General features: G+C 62.0%; 31 protein-coding genes. 29 read left to right on the forward strand and 2 right to left on the reverse strand.

Going from position 1 to position 21,656, the window contains the following annotated elements:
* The 23 genes from E1B25_RS10310 to rpmD form a co-directional block, all read left to right on the forward strand.
* Positions 1–689 (forward strand): EF-Tu C-terminal domain-related protein (locus E1B25_RS10310; protein WP_245510679.1); only part of this gene is annotated, 689 nt, incomplete at its 5' end.
* A gap of 81 nt (positions 690–770) precedes the next feature.
* Complete coding sequence (rpsJ, locus tag E1B25_RS10315; RefSeq protein ID WP_108838874.1) at positions 771–1,085, forward strand: 30S ribosomal protein S10; 315 nt, start codon at positions 771–773, stop codon at positions 1,083–1,085.
* A 17-nt stretch (positions 1,086–1,102) separates the two neighbouring features.
* Positions 1,103–1,828 (forward strand): 50S ribosomal protein L3, encoded by a 726-nt coding sequence (gene rplC / locus E1B25_RS10320; RefSeq protein WP_132829013.1) that lies wholly within the window; start codon positions 1,103–1,105, stop codon positions 1,826–1,828.
* Positions 1,825–2,442 carry a 50S ribosomal protein L4 gene (gene rplD / locus E1B25_RS10325; RefSeq protein ID WP_132829015.1) on the forward strand — a complete coding sequence of 206 codons (618 nt, stop codon included), beginning with the start codon at positions 1,825–1,827 and terminating at the stop codon, positions 2,440–2,442. Before rplC ends, rplD begins: the two co-directional genes overlap by 4 nt.
* Positions 2,439–2,735, forward strand: a complete 297-nt coding sequence (locus E1B25_RS10330; RefSeq protein ID WP_132829017.1) for a 50S ribosomal protein L23 — start codon at positions 2,439–2,441, stop codon at positions 2,733–2,735. The genes rplD and E1B25_RS10330 overlap by 4 nt, the downstream gene beginning before the upstream one ends.
* Positions 2,736–2,900: 165 nt before the next feature.
* Positions 2,901–3,743, forward strand: a complete 843-nt coding sequence (gene rplB, locus E1B25_RS10335) for a 50S ribosomal protein L2 (RefSeq protein WP_132829019.1) — start codon at positions 2,901–2,903, stop codon at positions 3,741–3,743.
* 3 nt (positions 3,744–3,746) lie between these two features.
* Positions 3,747–4,025, forward strand: a complete 279-nt coding sequence (gene rpsS / locus E1B25_RS10340) for a 30S ribosomal protein S19 (protein ID WP_132829020.1) — start codon at positions 3,747–3,749, stop codon at positions 4,023–4,025.
* A gap of 3 nt (positions 4,026–4,028) precedes the next feature.
* Positions 4,029–4,409: a 50S ribosomal protein L22 gene (gene rplV / locus E1B25_RS10345; protein ID WP_132829021.1), complete on the forward strand. Its 381-nt coding sequence runs from the start codon at positions 4,029–4,031 to the stop codon at positions 4,407–4,409.
* Positions 4,409–5,116 (forward strand): 30S ribosomal protein S3, encoded by a 708-nt coding sequence (gene rpsC, locus E1B25_RS10350; protein WP_132829023.1) that lies wholly within the window; start codon positions 4,409–4,411, stop codon positions 5,114–5,116. The genes rplV and rpsC overlap by 1 nt, the downstream gene beginning before the upstream one ends.
* Before the next feature lie 12 nt (positions 5,117–5,128).
* Positions 5,129–5,542 carry a 50S ribosomal protein L16 gene (gene rplP, locus E1B25_RS10355; RefSeq protein ID WP_132829024.1) on the forward strand — a complete coding sequence of 138 codons (414 nt, stop codon included), beginning with the start codon at positions 5,129–5,131 and terminating at the stop codon, positions 5,540–5,542.
* Between the two features lie 227 nt (positions 5,543–5,769).
* Positions 5,770–6,390 carry a 2OG-Fe(II) oxygenase family protein gene (locus E1B25_RS10360; protein ID WP_132829026.1) on the forward strand — a complete coding sequence of 207 codons (621 nt, stop codon included), beginning with the start codon at positions 5,770–5,772 and terminating at the stop codon, positions 6,388–6,390.
* A gap of 270 nt (positions 6,391–6,660) precedes the next feature.
* Positions 6,661–6,897 (forward strand): hypothetical protein, encoded by a 237-nt coding sequence (locus E1B25_RS10365; protein WP_132829027.1) that lies wholly within the window; start codon positions 6,661–6,663, stop codon positions 6,895–6,897.
* Between the two features lie 200 nt (positions 6,898–7,097).
* Positions 7,098–7,304 carry a 50S ribosomal protein L29 gene (rpmC, locus tag E1B25_RS10370; protein ID WP_132829029.1) on the forward strand — a complete coding sequence of 69 codons (207 nt, stop codon included), beginning with the start codon at positions 7,098–7,100 and terminating at the stop codon, positions 7,302–7,304.
* A 12-nt stretch (positions 7,305–7,316) separates the two neighbouring features.
* Complete coding sequence (gene rpsQ / locus E1B25_RS10375) at positions 7,317–7,547, forward strand: 30S ribosomal protein S17 (protein ID WP_132829030.1); 231 nt, start codon at positions 7,317–7,319, stop codon at positions 7,545–7,547.
* Positions 7,548–7,624: 77 nt separating this feature from the next.
* Positions 7,625–7,993, forward strand: a complete 369-nt coding sequence (rplN, locus tag E1B25_RS10380; RefSeq protein ID WP_005621870.1) for a 50S ribosomal protein L14 — start codon at positions 7,625–7,627, stop codon at positions 7,991–7,993.
* Between the two features lie 2 nt (positions 7,994–7,995).
* Complete coding sequence (gene rplX, locus E1B25_RS10385; RefSeq protein WP_132829031.1) at positions 7,996–8,307, forward strand: 50S ribosomal protein L24; 312 nt, start codon at positions 7,996–7,998, stop codon at positions 8,305–8,307.
* Positions 8,300–8,863 carry a 50S ribosomal protein L5 gene (gene rplE, locus E1B25_RS10390; protein WP_132829033.1) on the forward strand — a complete coding sequence of 188 codons (564 nt, stop codon included), beginning with the start codon at positions 8,300–8,302 and terminating at the stop codon, positions 8,861–8,863. Before rplX ends, rplE begins: the two co-directional genes overlap by 8 nt.
* 18 nt (positions 8,864–8,881) lie before the next feature.
* On the forward strand, positions 8,882–9,187 hold the full coding sequence (gene rpsN, locus E1B25_RS10395) for a 30S ribosomal protein S14 (RefSeq protein WP_132829034.1): 306 nt from the start codon (positions 8,882–8,884) through the stop codon (positions 9,185–9,187).
* Positions 9,188–9,200: 13 nt separating this feature from the next.
* Positions 9,201–9,593, forward strand: a complete 393-nt coding sequence (gene rpsH / locus E1B25_RS10400; protein WP_132829036.1) for a 30S ribosomal protein S8 — start codon at positions 9,201–9,203, stop codon at positions 9,591–9,593.
* 11 nt (positions 9,594–9,604) lie between these two features.
* Positions 9,605–10,138 (forward strand): 50S ribosomal protein L6, encoded by a 534-nt coding sequence (gene rplF / locus E1B25_RS10405; protein ID WP_132829037.1) that lies wholly within the window; start codon positions 9,605–9,607, stop codon positions 10,136–10,138.
* A gap of 11 nt (positions 10,139–10,149) precedes the next feature.
* Complete coding sequence (gene rplR, locus E1B25_RS10410) at positions 10,150–10,509, forward strand: 50S ribosomal protein L18 (RefSeq protein ID WP_132829039.1); 360 nt, start codon at positions 10,150–10,152, stop codon at positions 10,507–10,509.
* A 106-nt stretch (positions 10,510–10,615) separates the two neighbouring features.
* The gene (gene rpsE, locus E1B25_RS10415; protein ID WP_132829040.1) at positions 10,616–11,182 is read left to right on the forward strand and encodes a 30S ribosomal protein S5; all 567 of its coding nucleotides are present in this window, start codon (positions 10,616–10,618) and stop codon (positions 11,180–11,182) included.
* A gap of 3 nt (positions 11,183–11,185) precedes the next feature.
* Positions 11,186–11,374, forward strand: coding sequence for a 50S ribosomal protein L30 (gene rpmD / locus E1B25_RS10420; protein ID WP_132829042.1), 189 nt, complete (start codon positions 11,186–11,188; stop codon positions 11,372–11,374).
* 106 nt (positions 11,375–11,480) lie between these two features.
* On the opposite strand, the gene E1B25_RS10425 is transcribed toward rpmD, so the two are convergent.
* Together E1B25_RS10425 and E1B25_RS10430 are read right to left on the reverse strand one after the other, a co-directional pair.
* Positions 11,481–13,220 carry a hydantoinase B/oxoprolinase family protein gene (locus E1B25_RS10425; protein ID WP_132829043.1) on the reverse strand — a complete coding sequence of 580 codons (1,740 nt, stop codon included), beginning with the start codon at positions 13,218–13,220 and terminating at the stop codon, positions 11,481–11,483.
* Positions 13,217–15,292 (reverse strand): hydantoinase/oxoprolinase family protein, encoded by a 2,076-nt coding sequence (locus E1B25_RS10430; RefSeq protein ID WP_132829045.1) that lies wholly within the window; start codon positions 15,290–15,292, stop codon positions 13,217–13,219. Before E1B25_RS10430 ends, E1B25_RS10425 begins: the two co-directional genes overlap by 4 nt.
* Before the next feature lie 204 nt (positions 15,293–15,496).
* Between E1B25_RS10430 and E1B25_RS10435 the strand changes: the two genes are divergently transcribed.
* From E1B25_RS10435 to E1B25_RS10460, 6 genes are all read left to right on the forward strand, one after another.
* Complete coding sequence (locus E1B25_RS10435) at positions 15,497–16,876, forward strand: hypothetical protein (RefSeq protein ID WP_132829047.1); 1,380 nt, start codon at positions 15,497–15,499, stop codon at positions 16,874–16,876.
* A 115-nt stretch (positions 16,877–16,991) separates the two neighbouring features.
* Entirely contained in the window at positions 16,992–18,287 is a 1,296-nt protein-coding gene (locus tag E1B25_RS10440) for an ABC transporter substrate-binding protein (protein ID WP_132829048.1), read from the forward strand.
* A gap of 82 nt (positions 18,288–18,369) precedes the next feature.
* Positions 18,370–19,296: a branched-chain amino acid ABC transporter permease gene (locus E1B25_RS10445; RefSeq protein ID WP_132829050.1), complete on the forward strand. Its 927-nt coding sequence runs from the start codon at positions 18,370–18,372 to the stop codon at positions 19,294–19,296.
* Complete coding sequence (locus E1B25_RS10450) at positions 19,293–20,237, forward strand: branched-chain amino acid ABC transporter permease (protein ID WP_132829051.1); 945 nt, start codon at positions 19,293–19,295, stop codon at positions 20,235–20,237. The genes E1B25_RS10445 and E1B25_RS10450 overlap by 4 nt, the downstream gene beginning before the upstream one ends.
* Complete coding sequence (locus tag E1B25_RS10455; protein WP_132829053.1) at positions 20,234–20,944, forward strand: ABC transporter ATP-binding protein; 711 nt, start codon at positions 20,234–20,236, stop codon at positions 20,942–20,944. The genes E1B25_RS10450 and E1B25_RS10455 overlap by 4 nt, the downstream gene beginning before the upstream one ends.
* Positions 20,944–21,639, forward strand: coding sequence for an ABC transporter ATP-binding protein (locus E1B25_RS10460; protein WP_132829055.1), 696 nt, complete (start codon positions 20,944–20,946; stop codon positions 21,637–21,639). Before E1B25_RS10455 ends, E1B25_RS10460 begins: the two co-directional genes overlap by 1 nt.
* Positions 21,640–21,656: the final 17 nt, after the last annotated feature.

Genomic DNA, 21,656 nt, shown 5'->3' on the forward strand with positions numbered 1-21,656 from the left:
TCCCGATCATCGCAGGCTCGGCTCTGGCCGCAATGGAAGGCCGCGATCCCGAGATCGGCGAAAACAAGATCCGCGAACTGATGGCGGCCGTGGACGAGTATATCCCGACCCCGGCCCGTGCCGTGGACCAACCGTTCCTGATGCCGATCGAAGACGTTTTCTCGATTTCCGGCCGTGGCACCGTTGTGACCGGTCGTGTCGAGCGTGGCGTGATCAACGTCGGCGACACCATCGAAATCGTCGGTCTCAAAGACACCCAGACCACCACCTGTACCGGTGTTGAAATGTTCCGCAAGCTGCTCGATCGTGGGGAAGCTGGCGACAACATCGGCGCCCTGCTGCGCGGCATCGACCGTGAAGCTGTCGAGCGTGGCCAGGTTCTGTGTAAGCCGGGCTCGGTCAACCCGCACACCAAGTTCGAAGCCGAAGCCTATATCCTGACCAAGGATGAAGGCGGTCGTCACACCCCGTTCTTCGCCAACTATCGCCCGCAGTTCTACTTCCGGACGACAGACGTGACTGGCACCGTGACGCTGCCCGAAGGCACCGAGATGGTGATGCCGGGCGACAACCTGAAGTTCGAGGTCGAGCTGATCGCCCCGATCGCAATGGAAGACGGCCTGCGCTTCGCCATCCGTGAAGGCGGCCGTACCGTCGGCGCTGGCGTCGTATCCAAGATCATCGAGTAAGTTTCTACTCGGGTTCGACGAGGGCCGCCGGGTGAGCCGGCGGTCCTCCTATCAACTCCAAAGCCTAAAAGGGCGACAATAATGCAAAGCCAAAATATCCGTATTCGGCTGAAGGCGTTTGACTACCGTGTGCTGGATGCCAGCACGCAGGAAATCGTCAACACCGCCAAGCGGACCGGTGCCAGTGTACGCGGCCCGATCCCGCTGCCGAACAAAATCGAAAAGTTCACCGTTCTGCGTGGCCCCCACGTCGACAAGAAATCCCGTGACCAGTTCGAGATCCGCACCCACAAGCGGCTTCTGGACATCGTTGATCCGACCCCCCAGACCGTGGACGCGCTGATGAAGCTCGACCTCGCCGCTGGTGTGGACGTCGAAATCAAGCTGCAGTCGTAAGGACGGAGGGTTAACAGATGCGCTCTGGAATTATCGCAAAGAAGGTCGGCATGACCCGGCTGTTCATGGATGACGGACGTCAAATCCCCGTCACCGTCCTGCGGCTGGACAACCTTCAGGTTGTCGCGCAGCGGACCAACGACAAAGACGGCTATACCGCTGTTCAGCTTGGCGCAGGTACGCCCAAGGTGAAACGGGTAAGCCAAGCCATGCGCGGCCATTTCGCGGCCGCCAAGGTTGAACCCAAGCGGAAGCTGGCCGAGTTTCGGGTCTCCGCCGACAACCTGATCGAAGTTGGGGCCGAAATCGCGGCAACCCACTTCCTTGAAGGTCAGAAAGTGGATGTGTCGGGCACCTCGATCGGTAAAGGTTTTGCCGGTGCGATGAAGCGGCACAACTTCAGCGGTCTTCGCGCGACGCACGGTGTGTCTATCTCGCACCGTTCGCACGGGTCGACGGGTCAGTGTCAAGATCCCGGCAAGGTGTTCAAAGGCAAGAAAATGGCCGGCCATATGGGCGCTGCCCGTGTGACCACCCAGAACCTCGAAGTGGTTCGCACCGATTCTGATCGCGGTCTGGTCTTTATCAAAGGCGCCGTCCCTGGCTCCAAAGGTGGCTGGGTTACGGTCAAGGATTCGGTCAAGAAGAAACTGCCCGAAGGCGTGCCGTTTCCGGCAGGTCTGAAGGTGGCAGCAGCCGCGGCCGAAGCAGCGCAAGCCCCCGCGGAAGGTGGTGAAGCATGAAACTTGATGTGATCAAACTGGACGGCGGCAAAGCCGGCGACATCGAACTGTCGGAAGAGCTGTTCGGTCTGGAGCCGCGTGCGGACATCCTGCACCGTGTGGTGCGCTGGCAGCGCGCCTCGGCGCAGGCCGGGACCCACAAGGTCAAGACCCGCTCCGAGACCAGCTACTCGACCAAGAAGATCTATCGCCAGAAGGGCACCGGCGGCGCACGCCACGGTGACCGCAACGCGCCGATCTTCCGCAAGGGTGGTATCTACAAGGGTCCGACCCCGCGCAGCCACGGCCATGACTTGCCGAAGAAATTCCGCAAGTTGGGTCTGCGCCATGCGCTGAGTGCCAAGGCGAAAGCCGGTGAGCTGGTGGTGATTGACTTCGCTGAGTCCGAAGGCAAGACCGCAGCGCTGGCCAAGCAGCTCAAGAACCTGGGCTGGAAGCGCGCGCTGGTCATCGATGGGGCGACGGTGAACGAAGGTTTCGCCAAGGCCGCCCGCAACATCGAAGGCCTGGACGTGCTGCCGACCATGGGCGCAAACGTGTATGATATCCTGAAGCGTGACACCCTGGTGCTCACGAAAGCGGGTGTCGAAGCTCTGGAGGCTCGACTGAAATGAGCGCAAAAGCTGAACACTACGACGTGATCCGCAAGCCGGTTATCACTGAAAAAGCCACCATGGCATCCGAGAATGGCGCCGTGGTCTTTGAAGTGGCGATCGACAGCAACAAGCCGCAGATCAAGCAAGCGGTCGAAGCGCTGTTCGGGGTCAAGGTGAAGGCGGTCAACACCACCATCACCAAGGGTAAGGCCAAGCGATTCCGCGGCCAGCTCGGCCGTCGTAAAGATGTGAAAAAAGCCTACGTCACCCTCGAAGAGGGAAATACTATCGACGTGAGCACCGGTCTCTGATAGGAAACCGCGAATCTGGTCGGGCCCCGGTTTTTTCCGGGGCCCGCACCATTTTGAACCGGGGACCTTCGGGGCCCTACATCCCAGGCACCTACGGGGGCCTTCAATATAGCGAACCCAAGGGCAACCCCTAAGGTTTCGCGTGCTAAACGGAAGACAGAAAGCATGGCACTCAAGTCGTATAAGCCGACGACGCCGGGCCAGCGCGGGCTGGTGCTGATCGACCGTTCGGAGCTGTGGAAAGGACGTCCGGTCAAGGCCCTCACTGAGGGTTTGACCAAATCGGGCGGCCGCAACAACACCGGACGAATCACCTCTCGCCGACGCGGGGGCGGAGCAAAACGCCTCTACCGGATCGTAGACTTCAAACGGAATAAATTCGATGTGACGGCGACCGTCGAACGGATCGAATATGACCCGAACCGGACCGCCTTTATCGCGCTGATCAAGTACGATGACGGTGAGCAAGCCTATATGCTTGCGCCGCAGCGTCTGGCCGTTGGTGACAAGGTTGTCGCCGGCTCCAAGGTCGACATCAAGCCGGGCAACGCGATGCCGTTTTCGGGCATGCCGATCGGTACAATCGTGCACAACATCGAGATGAAGCCCGGCAAGGGTGGTCAGATCGCGCGTGCAGCTGGCACCTATGCACAGTTCGTGGGTCGCGATGGCGGCTACGCTCAGATCCGTCTGAGCTCGGGCGAATTGCGCTTGGTCCGTCAGGAATGCATGGCCACCGTTGGTGCCGTGTCGAACCCCGACAACAGCAACCAGAACTACGGTAAAGCCGGTCGCATGCGCCACAAGGGCAAGCGTCCGTCGGTTCGTGGTGTGGTCATGAACCCGGTCGATCACCCTCATGGTGGTGGCGAAGGTCGGACCTCGGGCGGTCGTCACCCGGTGACCCCATGGGGTAAACCGACCAAGGGTGCTCGTACACGCAACAAGAAAAAAGCGTCTAGCAAGCTGATTGTCCGCTCGCGGCACGCACGTAGGAAAGGGCGCTAACATATGGCACGCTCTGTTTGGAAAGGCCCCTTCGTTGACGCCTATGTCTTGAAAAAGGCAGAAGCGGCACGTGAAAGCGGGCGCAAAGAAGTGATCAAGATCTGGTCGCGTAGATCCACCATTCTGCCCCAATTCGTCGGGCTGACCTTTGGTGTCTACAACGGCAAGAAGCATATCCCAGTCAACGTCTCGGAAGACATGATCGGTCAGAAGTTCGGTGAATATTCGCCGACCCGGACCTATCTGGGTCATGCCGCAGACAAGAAAGCGAAGCGGAAGTAAGTCATGGGCAAGGAAAAGAACCCCCGCCGCGTGGCAGACAACGAAGCAATGGCGAAAACTCGCATGCTTCGGACCAGCCCGCAAAAACTGAACCTGGTGGCCGCGATGATCCGCGGCAAGAAGGTTGAAAAGGCGCTGACTGATCTGACCTTCTCGAACAAGCGTATCGCTGAGGACGTGAAGAAATGCCTTCAGTCCGCAATCGCGAACGCCGAGAACAACCATAACCTTGACGTGGACGAGCTGATCGTGGCCGAAGCCTACGTCGGTAAGAACCTGGTGCTGAAGCGCGGCCGCCCGCGCGCACGTGGTCGCTTCGGCGCCCTGCGCAAGCCGTTTTCGGAGCTCACCATCAAGGTGCGTCAAGTCGAGGAGCAAGCCTAATGGGTCATAAAGTCAATCCGGTCGGCATGCGCCTCCAGGTCAACCGTACCTGGGACAGCCGCTGGTACGCCGACACCAAGGACTACGGTGATCTTCTTCTTGAAGACCTGAAAATCCGCGATTTCATCCAGAACGAGTGCAAGCAGGCCGGCGTGGCCCGCGTGATCATCGAGCGTCCGCACAAAAAGTGCCGCGTTACGATCCACACCGCACGTCCGGGCGTGATCATCGGCAAAAAAGGCGCCGATATCGAAGTTCTGCGCAAGAAGCTGGCGAGCATGACCGACAGCGAATTGCACCTGAACATCCTTGAGGTGCGCAAGCCCGAATTGGACGCCCAACTGGTTGGCGAGAACATCGCCCAGCAGCTCGAGCGTCGGGTTTCGTTCCGTCGCGCGATGAAGCGCGCGGTTCAAAGCGCCATGCGTATGGGTGCTCTGGGGATCCGGGTGAACGTCGCCGGCCGTCTGGGTGGTGCCGAGATCGCACGGACCGAATGGTATCGTGAGGGCCGCGTGCCCCTGCATACCCTGCGGGCCGATATCGATTATGCGCTCTCCGAAGCCAAGACAGCTTACGGGATCATCGGGATCAAGGTCTGGATCTTCAAAGGCGAGATCATGGAGCACGATCCTGCAGCCCGCGATCGTCGGTCGCAGGAGATTCAGGACGGACCTGCGCCGCGTGGCGCCGGCGGCCGTCGCTAAGGAGAATGTACAATGCTACAACCTAAGCGTACAAAATTCCGCAAGATGCACAAAGGCCGGATCAAAGGCCTCGCAAAAGGCGGATCCGACCTGACCTTCGGGACCTTCGGCTTGAAGGCGCTGCAGCCTGAGCGCGTTACCGCGCGCCAGATCGAAGCTGCTCGCCGTGCCATGACGCGCCACATGAAGCGTCAGGGCCGTGTCTGGATCCGGATTTTCCCGGATACGCCTGTGTCCTCGAAACCAACCGAAGTTCGGATGGGTAAAGGTAAAGGTTCGGTCGATTACTGGGCTGCCAAGGTCAAGCCTGGCCGCGTGATGTTCGAACTCGACGGTGTTGATGAAGTCGTGGCCAAAGAGGCGCTGCGCCTGGCTGCGATGAAGCTGCCGATCAAGACCCGCATCGTTACGCGCGAAGACTGGTAAGCCTGTCGCCGTCTCTGGCGGCGAACACGGTCGCAGTTTGGCCGAACATCCCGGATGTTCCGCGGACTGCGCGCCGGTAAGAAAAAGAAACCCCTGTCGAGAAATCGGCGGGGGTTTTTCTGTTTCGGCCGCTTGCGCGTTTGCCGGGGGCTACCCTTTGGGGGGGGGGGCAGGGCTGCGGCATTCACGCCCTCGCACAACCTCACAAGCCGCGCTAAGAGGGGATCATGTCCAAAATAGAATCGCTTTTTGTCACCCGCCTCTATCGTGCCGCCCTTCGGGAGTTCGGCCCGGCCATCGACACCGCCGAGATGGAGGCCTCGTGCTATTCCATCGCGCAGGATGACGAGGCCGGCCAGACCTGGTGCGAGGAAAACGGGTACCCTGGGTATACGTCCTATGCCTCTCTGACCGATCTGCCGTGGCGGTTTCCGGTCTTTGCCGATCTGGTCAAATCGCTGGATGCCCATGTCGCAGCCTTTGCCGAGGATCTGGAATTCGACCTCGACGGCAAGGCGCTGACGCTGGAGGATCTCTGGATCAACATCCTGCCCGAGGGCGGGACGCATTCATCGCACCTGCATCCCCATAGCGTGATCAGCGGCACGACCTATGTCACCATGCCCAAAGGGGCAAGCGCGCTGAAACTTGAGGATCCCCGCTCGGCACGGATGATGGCTGCGCCTGTGCGCCGCAAGACCGCCCGACGCAAGTTGCAGCCCTTTATCTATGTGGAACCCAAAGTTGGGGAGGTGCTTCTGTGGGAAAGCTGGCTGCGCCATGAGGTGCCCATCAATATGGCGGATGACGAACGGATCAGCGTCAGCTTCAACTACAACTGGGGGTGAGAGGGCGAGACTCGCCCATGGGCTGTGATGGTTTGAGCGCCCCCTCGCGCGCTTGTTGCGGCGTGTAAGGCATCACTTTCAGCGAATGCCCGACGGCTGATCGGCTCAGGTGCCCTTTTTTGCAGCGTCGGGAGCCACGCAAGCCCGCATGCGCGTATCATCTGGTCATAACGGGCCTGGCGCGCTGCTTTTGATCATATTGGGGTTGATCTTGCGTGCCGCGACCGTTTAGGTTGAGTTCAGATTTCGTTATGTGATTGGCTCTGTGTTATGGATCCTGTACTTCTTTTCGGGCTGGTCGCTTTGGCTGGTGCAACTATTCTTTTCACTATCTTTCGTGATGAGGGCGACTTTGCCGAGGATGACCCTGACGACGCAGGGGGCGGGGCAGGTTCGCCTGACACTGTAACGACCCAAGACCGCCAGACCACTGGTGGCGCGAAGGACGCGCCGTCGGACGTGACGGGCACGGTTGGCGACATCGGATCGACGCCAGAAGGCCGCTAGTTTCAGGCCGCGCGAGACCGCTGCGACCGGCGCGGGAAACTCTGCAAACTTTCCCTTGTTCTCTCATGCCCCCTCCCTTATAGAGCAACATCTCGCGGATTCCCGTCTCGACGGGACTCGTGTGTTTGCAATTCATCCACCAGGTCTAAAGGTGACCCGTAAAAAGGGGCCTTCTGGTGTATTGAGAGAAGGAAGAGGCGATGAACGCCAACGAACTGCGTGACAAGACGCCGGACCAGCTTCGCGAGGAGCTGGCAAACCTGAAGAAAGAAAGCTTTAACCTGCGCTTTCAACAGGCAACCGGTCAGATGGAAAACACCTCGGGCATCAAAGCGGCACGCCGCAGCGCCGCCCGTGTGAAAACCATCCTGAACGAAAAAGCTGCTGCTGCAGCCGGCGACGCATAAGGAGCCTGACAGATGCCCAAACGTATCCTTTCCGGCACCGTGACAAGCGACGCCAACGAACAGACCGTAACCGTTTCCGTGGAACGCCGTTTCACGCACCCGGTTCTGAAGAAGACCATCCGTAAGTCCAAGAAATACCGGGCTCACGATGAGAACAACACCTTCAAGGTGGGCGACGCCGTGCGCATTGTTGAATGCGCGCCCAAGTCGAAGACGAAACGCTGGGAAGTTCTGCAGGCCTGAGCCTGAGACCTTTTCAGTTGGAACGAAACCCTGGGGGGTAGAATAGAAAACAACCCCCAAAGGTCGGGAGAAACCATATGATCCAGATGCAGACCAATCTGGATGTTGCTGACAACTCGGGCGCTCGCCGAGTTCAGTGCATCAAGGTTTTGGGTGGGTCCAAGCGGAAATACGCGAGTGTCGGTGACATTATCGTTGTATCCGTAAAGGAAGCCATCCCGCGCGGTCGCGTAAAGAAAGGCGATGTGCGTAAAGCAGTCGTCGTACGCACTGCCAAAGAAGTTCGCCGCGAGGACGGTACCGCGATCCGCTTTGATCGCAATGCTGCCGTGATCCTCAACAACAACAATGAGCCGGTCGGCACCCGTATTTTCGGGCCGGTGGTTCGTGAGTTGCGGGCAAAGAACTTCATGAAGATCATCTCGCTCGCTCCGGAGGTGCTGTAATCATGGCTGCTAAACTCCGCAAAGGCGACAAGGTCGTCGTGCTGACCGGCAAGGACAAGGGTAAGGAGGGGACCATTTCCTCGATCGACCCGAAGGCCGGTAAAGCCGTGGTCGAAGGCATCAATATGGCCATCCGCCACACCCGCCAAAGCCAGAACGAACAGGGCGGCCGTCTGTCGAAAGCAGTCCCGGTCGATCTGAGCAACCTGGCGATGCTGGACAAGGCCGGGAAAGCCACTCGCGTCGGTTTCCGTATGGAAGGCGACAAGAAGGTGCGTTTTGCCAAGACCACGGGGGACGTGATCGATGCTTGATACTGCAACCTATACCCCGCGTCTGAAGGCGCAGTATGTCGAAACTATCCGGGCCGCTTTGAAAGAAGAGTTCGGGTATAAGAACGTCATGCAGATTCCGCGTCTGGACAAGATCGTCCTGAACATCGGCTGTGGTGCCGAGGCGGTCCGTGACAGCAAGAAGGCGAAATCGGCTCAGGAAGATCTGACCGCTATCGCTGGCCAGCTGGCTGTTGTGACCCGCGCCAAGAAATCCATCGCCGGTTTTCGCGTTCGCGAAGACATGCCGTTGGGCACCAAGGTGACCCTGCGCGGTGACCGGATGTATGAATTCCTTGATCGTCTGATCACCGTCGCAATGCCCCGCGTCCGCGACTTTCGTGGTGTTTCGGGCAAGTCGTTCGATGGCCGTGGCAACTATGCCATGGGCATGAAGGAACACATCGTGTTCCCCGAGATCGACTTCGACAAGGTCGACGAGACCTGGGGGATGGATATCATCATCACCACCACTGCGGATACCGACGCGGAAGCAAAATCGCTGTTGAAGCATTTCAACATGCCGTTCAATAGCTGATCGCGGGAAGGAATAGACATGGCTAAAAAAGCAATGATCGAACGCGAGAAGAAGCGCGAACGGCTGGTGGCGATTTACGCCGAAAAGCGGGCCGCGCTGAAAGAAATCGCGAAAGACGACAGCCTCCCGATGGAAGAGCGTTTCAAAGCGCGTCTGAAACTGGCGAAACTGCCGCGCAACAGTTCGGCCACCCGGCTGCACAACCGCTGCCAACTCACCGGGCGTCCGCACGCCTATTACCGCAAAATGAAAGTCTCGCGGATCGCCCTGCGGGATCTGGGCTCGAATGGCCAGATTCCCGGCTTGGTGAAGTCGAGCTGGTAAGGAGGGCATAGAGATGAACGATCCTATCGGCGATATGCTCACCCGTATCCGCAACTCGCAGATGCGCGGCAAAAGCACCGTGATCACGCCCGCGTCCAAGCTTCGCGCTTGGGTGCTCGACGTGCTGGCGGACGAAGGTTATATCCGTGGCTATGAAGAGCTGACCGGCGCTAACGGTCATCCGGCCTTGGAAATCAGCCTGAAGTACTTCGAAGGCGATCCTGTCATTCGCGAGATCAAACGGGTTTCGACCCCTGGTCGTCGCGTCTACATGGGCGTCAAGGACATTCCGTCGGTCCGTCAGGGCCTGGGCGTGTCGATTGTCTCCACCCCCAAGGGTGTGATGTCGGATGCAAAAGCACGCAGCGCCAATGTTGGCGGTGAAGTGCTCTGCACCGTATTCTAAGGAGGTCAGACATGTCTCGTATCGGAAAACGGCCGGTCGAACTGCCCAGTGGCGTAACCGCCAGCGTGTCGGGCCAGACCGTCGAAGTGAAGGGGCCGAAAGGCACCCGGACCTTTAACGCGACTGACGATGTCAGCCTCAGCGTTGACGGTAACCTTGTGCTGGTCGAGCCGCGTGGCAAATCCAAGCGCGCCCGTCAGCAGTGGGGGATGTCCCGCACCCAGATCGCCAACTTGGTGACCGGGGTGACACAGGGCTTCAAGAAAGAGCTGGAAATTCAAGGTGTGGGTTACAGGGCGCAGATGCAGGGCAATGTCCTGAAGCTGAACCTGGGCCTGAGCCATGACGTGAATTTCGAGCCTCCCGAAGGGGTGACCGTCACCGCGCCCAAGCAGACCGAGATCGTTGTCGAAGGCATTGATCAGCAGCTGGTCGGTCAGGTCGCAGCGAACATTCGCCAATGGCGCCGCCCCGAACCCTATAAGGGCAAGGGCATCCGCTATAAGGGTGAATATATCTTCCGCAAGGAAGGCAAGAAGAAGTAAGGACGCACAAGATGGCAAACAGCAAAAGAACCCTGTTTCTGAAGCGCCGCCTGCGCGTTCGGAACAAACTCCGCAAGGTCAACGTCGGGCGCGCGCGCCTGTCGGTGCACCGCTCGAACAAGAACATCAGCGTTCAGCTGATCGACGACGTGCGTGGCGTGACCTTGGCCTCGGCCTCGACCCTGGAAAAAGATCTGGGCTTCGTTGGCAAGAAAAACGTCGAAGCGGCTGCCAAGGTGGGCGCGGTTATTGCCGAGCGTGCCAAGAAGGCTGGCGTCGAAGAAGCGTATTTCGACCGTGGCGGCTTCCTCTTTCATGGCAAGGTGAAGGCTCTGGCCGACGCTGCGCGTGAAGGCGGTTTGAAAATCTAAAGTGTAGGCGGCCTTTCGGGGCCGCCTCGATGATCCGGGAGCGGTTACGCTCACCTGGATTGATATCTGAACGGTGCCTTTGGTGCCGGTGATGAAGGAGGCCAACATGGCCAGAGAACCCCACCGGGGCGGGCGTCGCGATCGCGACGAGACCCCCGAATTCGCAGATCGCTTGGTTGCGATCAACCGCGTGTCCAAGACCGTCAAAGGCGGTAAGCGTTTTGGCTTTGCCGCGCTTGTCGTTGTTGGCGATCAAAAAGGCCGCGTCGGTTTTGGCAAGGGTAAAGCCAAAGAGGTGCCCGAAGCGATCCGTAAGGCCACCGAAGCTGCCAAGCGCAACATGATCCGCGTGCCGCTGCGCGAGGGCCGGACCCTGCATCACGACATGCAAGGCCGTTGGGGCGCAGGCAAGGTTGTCATGCGCACCGCACCGGAAGGGACCGGGATCATCGCCGGTGGTCCGATGCGCGCCGTGTTCGAGATGCTTGGCATCAAAGACGTGGTGTCCAAGTCGATCGGGTCGCAAAACCCCTACAACATGATCCGCGCCACCCTGAACGGCCTGACGAAAGAGCAGTCGCCGCGTCTGGTCGCGCAACGCCGCGGTAAAAAGGTCGCTGATATCCTGCCCAAGCGGGAAGAAGCCCCTGCAGCCGTCGCAGAGGAGGCCTGATCCATGGCCAAGACCATTGTCGTTAAACAGATCGGTTCGCCGATCCGCCGTCCTGCCAAACAGCGTCAGACGCTGATCGGGCTGGGCCTGAACAAGATGCACAAAACCCGCGAGCTTGAGGATACCCCCTCGATCCGCGGCATGGTTCGCAAGATCCCGCATCTGGTGGAAATCGTCGAAGAGCGCGACTAAGCCGCTTCTCGACCGTCCAAAGAGAACGCCCCGGTTTCACGACCGGGGCGTTTTTCGTTTTGGGGAGTTTGTGGCGCGAAATGTACGGTTTGCCTGCGGCGCAGTCTCAGCGCCCGCGCAACCGCGCAGTTGCCACTGCATCCACGACCGGCGGCGTGCCGGTGAGTGCGACGCCGAACAGCTCTGCCGCCTGTGCCGGGGTATAGCGCCCCATCTCGACGTCATAGCGCACGGCCTCGGGGGAACGGGTCAGCGGGTCGCCATAGCCGCCGCCGCCGGGGGTGCGCACATGCACCCGGTCCCCGGGGGCAAGCGGAATATCCTGATCCTTGGACAGGTGCGGCGGGGTATAGGCGACACCGTCACGCCAGACCGTCACCCGGTTCACCGCGCCGTCACCGCCGCCCAGCACGCCCTGTGGCCCGGTGCGGCCGTGATCCATGACAAAGCTTGCGCGCGCATCGCCCCGGCGCAACTCGACCTCGTAATCAAGGCCGAAGCCGCCGCGATGGAACCCGGCCCCGCCAGAGCCTTCGTGCAGGGCATAACGGTGATAGAGCACCGGAAAGGCCTGCTCCATGATCTCGACCGGGGGCGCCTTTGAGATGCCGATGGTGGAACAGCCGTTGGACAGCCCGTCATGGTCTGCATTGCCCCCATAGCCGCCGCCTGAGATCTGGTACATCACGAAATCCCGCCCGCGTTCCGGGTCGTGGCCGCCGAGCGCGAAATTGCCGCTGGTGCCCGCAGGCGCGGCGGTGACGCGATCGGGCAGCGGTGTGACAAGCGCGGCAAAGACCGCCTCGGCGATCCGTTGCGACACCTCGGCGGCGCAGCCCGAGACCGGGCGCGGATACTGGGCGTCAAGGAAGGTGCCCTCGATCCCCGTCACCTCCAGCGGCTCAAACGCGCCGGCGCTCATCGGCACCTCGGGGAAGATATGGCGCATGGCGAGATAGACCGCGCTGAGCGTGGTGGCGCGGACTGAATTCATCGGCCCGGCGCAGGGGGCGCTGGAGCCGGTAAAATCAAAGCTGAGGGTTTCGCCCTTGCGGGTGACGCGCAGCGCGATTTCAAGCGGTTCATTCACCACCCCGTCGCTGTCGATCCATGCTTTCGCGCAGTAGCTGCCTTCGGGAATATCCGCGATGAAGGCGCGCATCTGGATCGCGGCGCGGCGGCGCAGCTCTTCGATCGCCTCGCTCACGGTGTCGTCGCCGTAGCGGTCCATCAGCTCGTTCAGCCGGGCCTCACCCACCAACAGGGCGGCGGCCTGTGCCTTGACGTCGCCGATGCGCTGGTCGGCGACGCGGATATTTGAGCAGATGATGGCATAGATCTCGCTGTCCATTTCGCCCTGTTTGAACAGGCGCACCGGTGGCAGCCGCAGCCCCTCCTGTTCGACCGCCGTGGCCGAGGCGGAAAATCCGCCGGGCACAGAGCCGCCGGTATCGGGCCAGTGGCCGGTGTTGGACAGCCAGCAATACAGTGCGCCGTTACGATAGAACGGCATGGCAAAGCGCACGTCCATCAGATGGGTGCCGCCGAGATAGGGGTCGTTGACGATATAGATGTCGCCCGGTTGCGGTGCCGGAGTGACGCCTTGTTCGATCCGTTCCACAAGGATGCGGGTCGATTCCTGCATGGTGCCGACAAAAACTGGCAGCCCGCCCGCGCCTTGGGCGATCAGCGCCCCGTCTTTCGCCGCATAGATGCCGTCGGATCGGTCGTTGGCCTCGGCGATCACCGGAGAGAAGGCGGCGCGTGAAAACGTCAGGTCCATTTCATCGCAGACCTGTTGTAGCCCGGCTTGAATGACCGAAAGGGTGATGGGATCGAGGCTCATGCGGCACCTCCTATCTGCACGATGATATTACCGTCGGCGTCGCCGCTGGCGTGGTCGCCCGGCTCGATCAAAAGGGTGGTGTCCATCTGTTGCACGATGGCGGGGCCAGTGATGGCAAAGCCTTGCGGCAGGTGGTCGCGCCAATAGACCGGGGTATCGTGCCAACCACCGCCCACGTCGCCCTCGGCGAACCAGACCGGACGCCGGGTCATCACGGCCTCCTCCAGCGTTTGCTTGCGTTGCGCGGGGTCGATCAGCGCCGAGAGGTCAAGCTCGGCGCGTGCCCCGATGACCGAGCAGTTGGCATTGACCAGATTTGCGCGAATGTCGTCCAGCGCCACGTGGAAGCGTTTGAAATAGGCCGCCTCGAACAGCTGTTGCAGGGTCTCGGCGTCAACGTCGGGGCGATCAAGCGGCACCCGCAGCAGATGGGTCTGGCCCTGAAACTGCATATCGACGCTGTATAGGCGGCGAATCGTGCGGATCTCGATGTTTTCGCGGGCGATCAGCGCCTCGCCCTCGGTTGTTTGGTCGGCAAAGACCCGGTGCAGATCGGCGGGGTCCAGCCGGTGCAGCGGGGTGTTGAGCGTGGTTACGAAATCATGGCGCAGATCGGCCACGACGCAGCCCAATGCGTTGGTGATGCCGGGGCGGGCCGGGACCAGAACGCGGGGGATCGACAGCTCGCGTGCCAAGGCCGTGGCATGCAGCGGCCCGGCGCCGCCAAAGGCAAACAGGGCAAAGTCGCGCGGATCGGCCCCGAGCGAGACCGAGACCATGCGGATCGCGCCGGCCATCTTGGTGTTGGCGACGCGGATCACCGCCGCCGCCGCCCCGGTGGCCTCCAGCCCCAGCGGCGTGCCCAGTTCGCGGGCGAAGATATCGCGCACGTGATCGAGGGAAATCCCGCCCTCGACCGCGTTGAGCCCCGCCGGATCAAGTCGGCCCAGCAACAGGTTGGCATCCGAGATCGTCGGGCGTTCGCCGCCTCGGCCATAGCAGATCGGCCCGGGGGTGGCGCCCGCGCTTTGTGGGCCAACCTCCAGCAGCCCCGCCGGTGTCACCCGCGCGATGGAGCCGCCCCCGGCGCCAACGGTGCGCACATCGACCATCGGCACGTGGATCGGCATAGCATATTCGAGTTCGATCTCGTTCGAGACGGTCGGCTCGGCACTGCGGATCAGCGCCACGTCGGTCGAGGTGCCGCCCATGTCATAGGTGATCAGGTTCTCATGGCCCGACCGGCGCCCGGTATAGGCCGCCGCCATCACGCCCGACGCGGGGCCGGACATTACCGTCTTGGCGGCCTCCTGCGCCACGCGGGCGGCGCTGACCATGCCGCCATTGCCGTTCATCACCAGCACCTCGCCCTGATAGCCGCCCTCGGCCAGATGCTCGGTGAGGCGGCGAATATAGCGGTCGAGCAGCGGCTGGACCGAGGCATTGACGGCGGCGGTGACGCCGCGCTCGAACTCGCGGCTTTCGGACAGCAGCGCGTGTCCCATGGTGATGTGATCACTGGGCCAGATCGCGCGCAGGATCTCGGCCGCGCGTTGTTCATGCGCGGGGTTGGCATAGGCGTGCAGGAAATGGATCACCAGTGATTCGCAGCCCTCTGCGATCAACTGATGACCGGCGGCGATCAGGGTATCCTCGTCCAGCGGGATCAGCACCGCGCCAGAGGCATCCATCCGCTCAGTCACCTCAAGGCGCAGGTTGCGCGGGATCAACGGGGTGAAGTTGCCCTTCATCCCATAGGCCTGCGGGCGGGTGCGGCGGCCCAGTTCCAGCACGTCGCGAAAGCCCTGCGTGGTGATCAGCCCGGTTTTGGACAGCTTGCGTTCCAGCACCGCGTTGGTGGTGGTGGTGGTGCCATGCACGATCAGCCTCAGCTTTGGCAGGTCACAGCCCGCCTCGCGCAGGGCGTTGAGAACGCCGTGGGCCTGATTGTCGAGCGTGCTGGCGACCTTGGCCAGCCGCACCCGCCCGGTGCTTGGATCAAGCTCGACCAGATCGGTGAAGGTTCCACCGACATCAACGCCCACCACCGCGCCCGAGGTTTCGCCTGTCATGTTTGCCCCGCCAAAATTGTTCGCAGACAAATGATCATCGCAAGCGGGCGGTGCTGTCAACGCCGCGCCCGAGCGATACGGGCCGATTGAGGGGGCAAAAACCGTCAGCCAGAGGTTTTGCGGGCGCAAGCGGCTTCCCTTTGGAGGAGGCATGGGTAATATCGCGCCATGAAATCAACCGTTCAGACAGGTCATATCCGAAGGATGGCGCGTATCGCGCTTGCCGCCGGTCTGGTGGTGGCGGGGGCTGGGGCGGCGCTGGCCCATGCCACCGAAGGCGGGCTGGTGCTGTTGCTGCCGACCGATGTCTATACGGCGGCGGGGGCGGCGGCGGTGGCGCTGACCGTGGTCTTGATGGCGGTGCTGCCCGAGCGGGTCGCGTCGTGGTTGTTCACGCCGCTGACGCTGGTGCCGCTGCCGCTCACCCGGTTGCCGCAGATCACAAGCATGTTGGTGGCGCTGGTCTTCCTGTCGCTGGTCTGGACCGGCCTTTCCGGTCCGCGCGACCCGATGGAAAACCCGTTGACGCTGGGGATTTGGACCGGGTTCTGGATCATCCTTGTCACGGTTCAGGGGCTGGCCTTTGACATCTGGCGCTGGGTCAATCCCTGGCTTGGACCGGCGGCCATGTTGCGGGGGTTGGGGGTGCGCCAGATGCTGCCGCTGCCGGTGCGGCTGGGCTATGCGCCTGCGATCCTTACCTTTCTGGCCTTTGCCGCCTTTCTGATGGCGGATCCGGCCCCCGCCGATCCAGAACGGCTGGCGCGGTTCGGTGGTCTTTATTGGCTATTGAATCTGGTGGCGGTGCTGGTGTTCGGGCCGCGCTGGTTGGGCCGGGGCGAGGGGATCACGCTTTTGATGCGCAGCTATGCCCGGATGAGCATCATGACACGTCGTGCCGGGCGGTTGGCGCTGGGGCTGAGCGGCTGGCAGGTGCTGCGCACACGGGTGCCGCGCGGTGGTTGGGCCGGGTTCATGCTGGTGATTCTGGCCTGCGGCAGTTTCGACGGGGTGAACGAGACATTCTGGTGGCTTAATGTTCTGGGCCTCAACCCGTTGGAGTTTCCGGGTCGCTCGGCGGTGGTCTGGCAGAATCTGGCCGGGTTGTTGGCGGCCAATGTATTGCTGGTGGCGATCTTCGCGGCAACGATCAAGGCCGGGTTGCTGCTGAATCAGTCGCCGCTAAAGTTGCGCGAGGCGGTGCGGTTGTTCGCGCCGACCATCCTGCCGATCGCACTGGGCTATCACATTGCACATTATTACAGCGCCTTTCTGGTTGAGGGGCAGTATCTTTGGGTGATGATCGAGGGGCTGGTGGGCATCCCCCATGAGGGGCCGGGGCATGCGCATCATATCACCACCGGGTTTTTCAACACGACCGACAGCATGCGCCGAATCTGGCTGACACAGGCGGGCGCAGTGGTGCTGGGCCATGTGACGGCGGTGATTCTGGCCCATGCCGTCGCGCTCAGGGTTTTCGGCACCGCGCGCCGCGCGTTGCTGAGCCAGGCCCCGCTGGCCCTGTTCATGATCGCGTACACATTTTTCGGGCTTTGGCTGCTCGCTTCGCCGCGCGGGCTTTGAGAGCGCGCGCAAAAAACTGGACAGATGATCTGTGCCTTTGCACAGTAGCAGCAATAAAAATCGCGGAAGTGGCGGCGAGAGGGTCGCCCGGTTTCCGAGGAAAAGGGGACGTGACATGACCAGCAACAAGACCACCAAGCAGCCCGGGACGACACGGCGCGGCGCGCTGAAGACGCTGGCGGCCGGGGCTGCGGCCAGCACCCTGCCGCTTTGGGCACGCTATGCCGGGGCGCAGACCGCTGAACCGATCCGCGTCGGGTTCCAGATGCACCGCACCGGCATCGGCGCTGCCTATGGTCGCTGGTACGGGCGCACCACCGAGGCCGCCGCACGGCTGATCAACGAGGCGGGCGGCATCAATGGCCGACCGCTGGAGATCGTGGTCGAGGATGACGGAACCGACCCCAAGCGCGGTGCCGAGGTGGTCGAGAAATTCGCCACCCAGCACAAATGCGATGTCGGGTTCGGCACGCTGTTTTCCCATGTGGTGAACGGGTCAGCCCCGCGGGCCGGTGAGCTGAAGCTGCCCTATTTCATCGTGTCCGAGGGCCATCAGCTCGCCTCCGGGGGGCTCAACCGCTATACGCTTCAGCCCGGCATGACCGACGTGAAAAGCCAGGTGCAGGCGATGGCGCCCTTTGTCGCCTCGAACCTTGGCAAGAAGGTCACGATGATCTTCCCCGACTATGCCTTTGGCCACGACCATCGCGATTATTTCTCGGAGGCGATCGAGGCGCAGGGCGGCGAAGTGGTGGCAAAGCTGGCGATCCCGCCGACCGAGACCTCGTTTACCAAGTATTTCCCCAAGATCCCGCGCGAAACCGAGGTGATCTATCACGTGATGGTGGGGCCGGCGGTGCTGACCTTTGTCAAGGAAATGGGCGAATTCTTTGGCCCGTCGCGGCCCGAGCTGTTCGGCTTTATCGACAGCCTCGAAGCGGTCGATATCACCAGCCCGGGGCTGGAGTTTCTTGACGGCTCGCATTTCTGGGAAGGCATGCCGCGCTATGCCCAGCCTGATCAGTCGCCCTATGACAAGTTCTATCGCGAACAGGTCGGGGTGGATGCCAACGGCGCCTCGCTGAACGATTCAAGGGATGTGTCGACCTATGCCCATATGTTCGGCTGCTGGGAGACCCTTTATATCATCAAGGCCGGGATGGAGGCTGCGAATTACCAGGGGCCGAAAGATCGCCAGGCGCTGATCGAGGCGGTCGAGGCGATGACCGACATGCCACATTCCAACGAGCATCCGCAGGGCGCCAAGATCTTTAACGGCAAGACCCACCAGGGGTTCGGCCCGCAATACATCAGCAAGCTGGAGGGCGGGATGCTCAAGGTTCAGCACACCACCTCGATCGAGGACACGTTCTATCCCGACGAAGTGGATTACACGACACAGTCGTTCTGACCGATTGGAGGCCGCCCGTGCCGCAAAAACTTTTTGGCCCGGGCGGCTTTGCCGACCTGTGGGATCTGGACTGTATTAGCTGATGGATTTTGGACCTTATCTGATGCTCGCCTCGCTCGAGGGCGCGGTGACCGCCGCCGTTCTTGCGTTGACCGCCATCGGGCTGAGCCTTGTGTTCGGTGTGATGCGGGTGGTCAATGTTGCGCATGGCGAGTTTTTCATGCTGGGCGCGGTGCTGGCCTGGTGGGTGGCAAGCCATGTCGGCGGCCCGCCCGCGCTGGGCTTTATCGTGGCCTTGGCAATCGCGCCGCTGGCAGTGGGCGGGCTGGCGGCGCTGGCCGACATGACGGTGCTGAAACGGGTGAATTACGACCCGGAACGTACGATCGTGGCCACCATCGGCATTCTCTATATCCTGCAACAGGTCACGCTGATGACCTATGGCCCCGAGGCGCGCCCGGTCGAGCCGCCCTTTAACACCCGCCTTGCGCTGCCGTGGTTCGAATGGGGAGAAAACGGGTTTCAGATTTATTGGCCTTGGGGGCTGAGCACGACAAGCTACAAGCTGTTCGTGATCGGGGCCGCCGCTGCGGTGCTGATCGGGGTCTGGATTTTGATGGCGCGAACGCGGATTGGCCTGTTGATGCGGGCGACCCAGCTTGATCGCGAAATGGCGCTGGCCTTTGGCATCCCGGTCGAGCGGGTCTATGCCACGGTGTTCGGCCTTGGTGGCGCGTTGGCGGCGCTGGGGGCGGTGCTGATCGTGCCGACCCAGCAGGCGCATTACCTGATGGGGGGCGATCCGCTGTTGCTGTCCTTTATCGTCGTGATCATCGGCGGGCTTGGCAGCCTGCCGGGCACAGTGGCCGCCGCCATCCTGATCGGGCTGTCCGACGGGATCATCTCGGTCTTCTTCTCGCCGATGCTGGCCAAGATCCTCGCCACGATGCTGGTGGCGCTGGTGCTGGTGTTCCGGCCACAGGGTCTGTTCGGATCGGGGGAAAAATGAGCGATAGAGCCAAGACACTGTTGTTGCATGGCGGGGTGCTGGTGCTGCTGTTCGCGCTGCAATTCGTGCTGCCGGCCTATCACCACGGCAATCTGGCGCGGATCATGGTGCTGGCGAGTTTCGCCATCGGATACAACGTGATGTTCGGCTATGCCGGGCTGCTCAGCCTTGGGCATGCGCTGTTCTTTGCTGCTGGGATGTACGGCTTGGGGCTGGCGGTGGCGCATGGCGGTGCAGACCCGGTGTCGGGGCTGTTGGCCGGGATCGCGGCGGCGCTGGCGGTGTCGGTGGCGGTGGGCCTGTTGGCGCTGCGCACCAGCGGGGTCGCCTTCATGATCGTGACGCTGATGTTTGCGCAGGTGGGCTATCTCGCTGTGCTGTATTTCGGCACCTATACGCGGGGCGATGAGGGGATCGTGTTGCAACAGGCGCAGCGGGTGCTGTGGGGAATCGACCTGACGCAACCCGGCGCACGCTATTTCGCGGCGCTGCTGCTGTTTGCGGTCTGTCTTCTGGCGACGCTGGGACTGGTGCGTGCGCCCTTTGGCAAGGTGCTGATCGCGATCCGCGAAAACGAGGAACGCGCGCGCATGTTGGGCTATGACGTGTTCCGCTACAAACTGGCGGCGGTGGTGATTTCCGGCGTCCTCTCGGGATTGGCGGGGGCGGTCTATGGGTTGTTGTTCGGCTTTGTGGGGGCGACCTTCGCCTCGGTGCAGTATTCGATCTTTCCGCTGCTTTGGGTGCTGCTCGGGGGCGCGGGCACGGTTCTGGGGCCGTTCGTCGGCACGCTGTTCATGTTCTATCTGATCGACCTCTCCAGCGCGGTGACCAGCGCCTATATGCTGGTGGCGGGCGTGGCGTTGGTGCTGCTGACGCTGTTCGCGCCGCAGGGGCTGGTGGGCGAGATTCGCAATCGCATCTGGCGGTGGCTGCCATGACGCTTTTGTCGACACGCGGGCTGAGCAAGTCGTTCGCCGGATTGCAGGCGGTGCATGAGGTCGATTTCGACCTGCCCAAGGGCGAGGTGCGGGCGCTGATCGGGCCGAACGGGGCGGGCAAGACCACCTTCGTCGGGCTGCTGTGCGGGCGGATTGCGCCGAGTTCGGGGCAGGTCTTTTTCGATGGGCGCGACATTTCCCACCTGCCGGCGCACAAGCGGATCGGGCTGGGCATGGCCTATACCTTTCAGATCACATCCGTTTTTGGGCGGCTGAGCCTGTTCGAGAACGTGGCGTTGGCCGCCCGGCGTCGGGTACAGGGCACCGCAGCGGTGCGGGCCGAGGTGATGGGCGCGCTGGCCAAGGTCGGCCTTGCCGGGGCGGCGGAGCGGGCGGCGGGCGATCTGAGCTATGGCCACCAGCGGTTGCTGGAAATCGCGATGGGGCTGGCACAGGCCCCCAGACTGTTGATTTTGGACGAGCCGACACAGGGTCTGTCGGATGCCGAGATCACCGGCTTCAAGGCCCTGATCCGAGAGCTGTCCGCAACCACGACGATCCTGCTGATCGAGCACAACATGAGCGTTGTGATGGAGGTCGCCGATCAGGTGACGGTGCTGAATTTCGGAGAAATCCTCGCCGAGGGCACCCCGGAAGAGATGCACGCTAATGCGCAGGTTCAGGCCGCCTATCTGGGGACGGGCTGATGCTGGAACTTGACAAGATCAACGCGGGCTATGGCCGGGCGCAGATCCTGCGCGATCTCACGCTGCGGGTGGCACCGGGGGAAATCCTGTGTTTGCTGGGCCGCAACGGCGCCGGCAAGACCACCACGATGAAGGCGATCATGGGGCTGTTGCCGCTGATGTCGGGCGCGGTGCGTCTGGATGGGAAAGAGATCAGTGCGCTGCCGGCGCATAAGGTGGCGGGCTGCGGCGTCGGCTATATTCCGCAGGGGCGGCGGCTGTTTGGCGAGTTGAGCGTGGCGCAGAATCTGGAGCTCGGGCTGCGCGCGGGCGGCTGCGGGCCTGAGGTGTTGGAAGATTCGCTGGACCTGTTTCCGCGCCTGCGCGAACGCATGGGGCAGCGGGCGCAGACCCTGTCGGGGGGCGAACAGCAGATGCTGGCCACCGCCCGCGCGCTGTGTCTGAAACCGCGCGTCCTGTTGCTGGACGAGCCGACCGAGGGGTTGCAGCCCTCGATGATCGCGGCGATCCGCGACGTGATCGCGGTGATGCGCGACCGCGGCGTCGGCATCCTGTTGGTCGAGCAGCGGGTCGATGCGGTGCTGTCGGTGGCGGACCGGGTCGCCTTCATCGAGAATGGCCGCAACCTGGAAACGCTGGACGCCGAGGCGCTGCGCCGCGATCACAGCTTGATTACGCGGCATCTGGGCGTCTGAGGCCGCGCCGACGCAGC

It is taken from the genome of Antarcticimicrobium sediminis (assembly GCF_004348975.1).
Classification (GTDB): Bacteria; Pseudomonadota; Alphaproteobacteria; order Rhodobacterales; family Rhodobacteraceae; genus Antarcticimicrobium; species Antarcticimicrobium sediminis.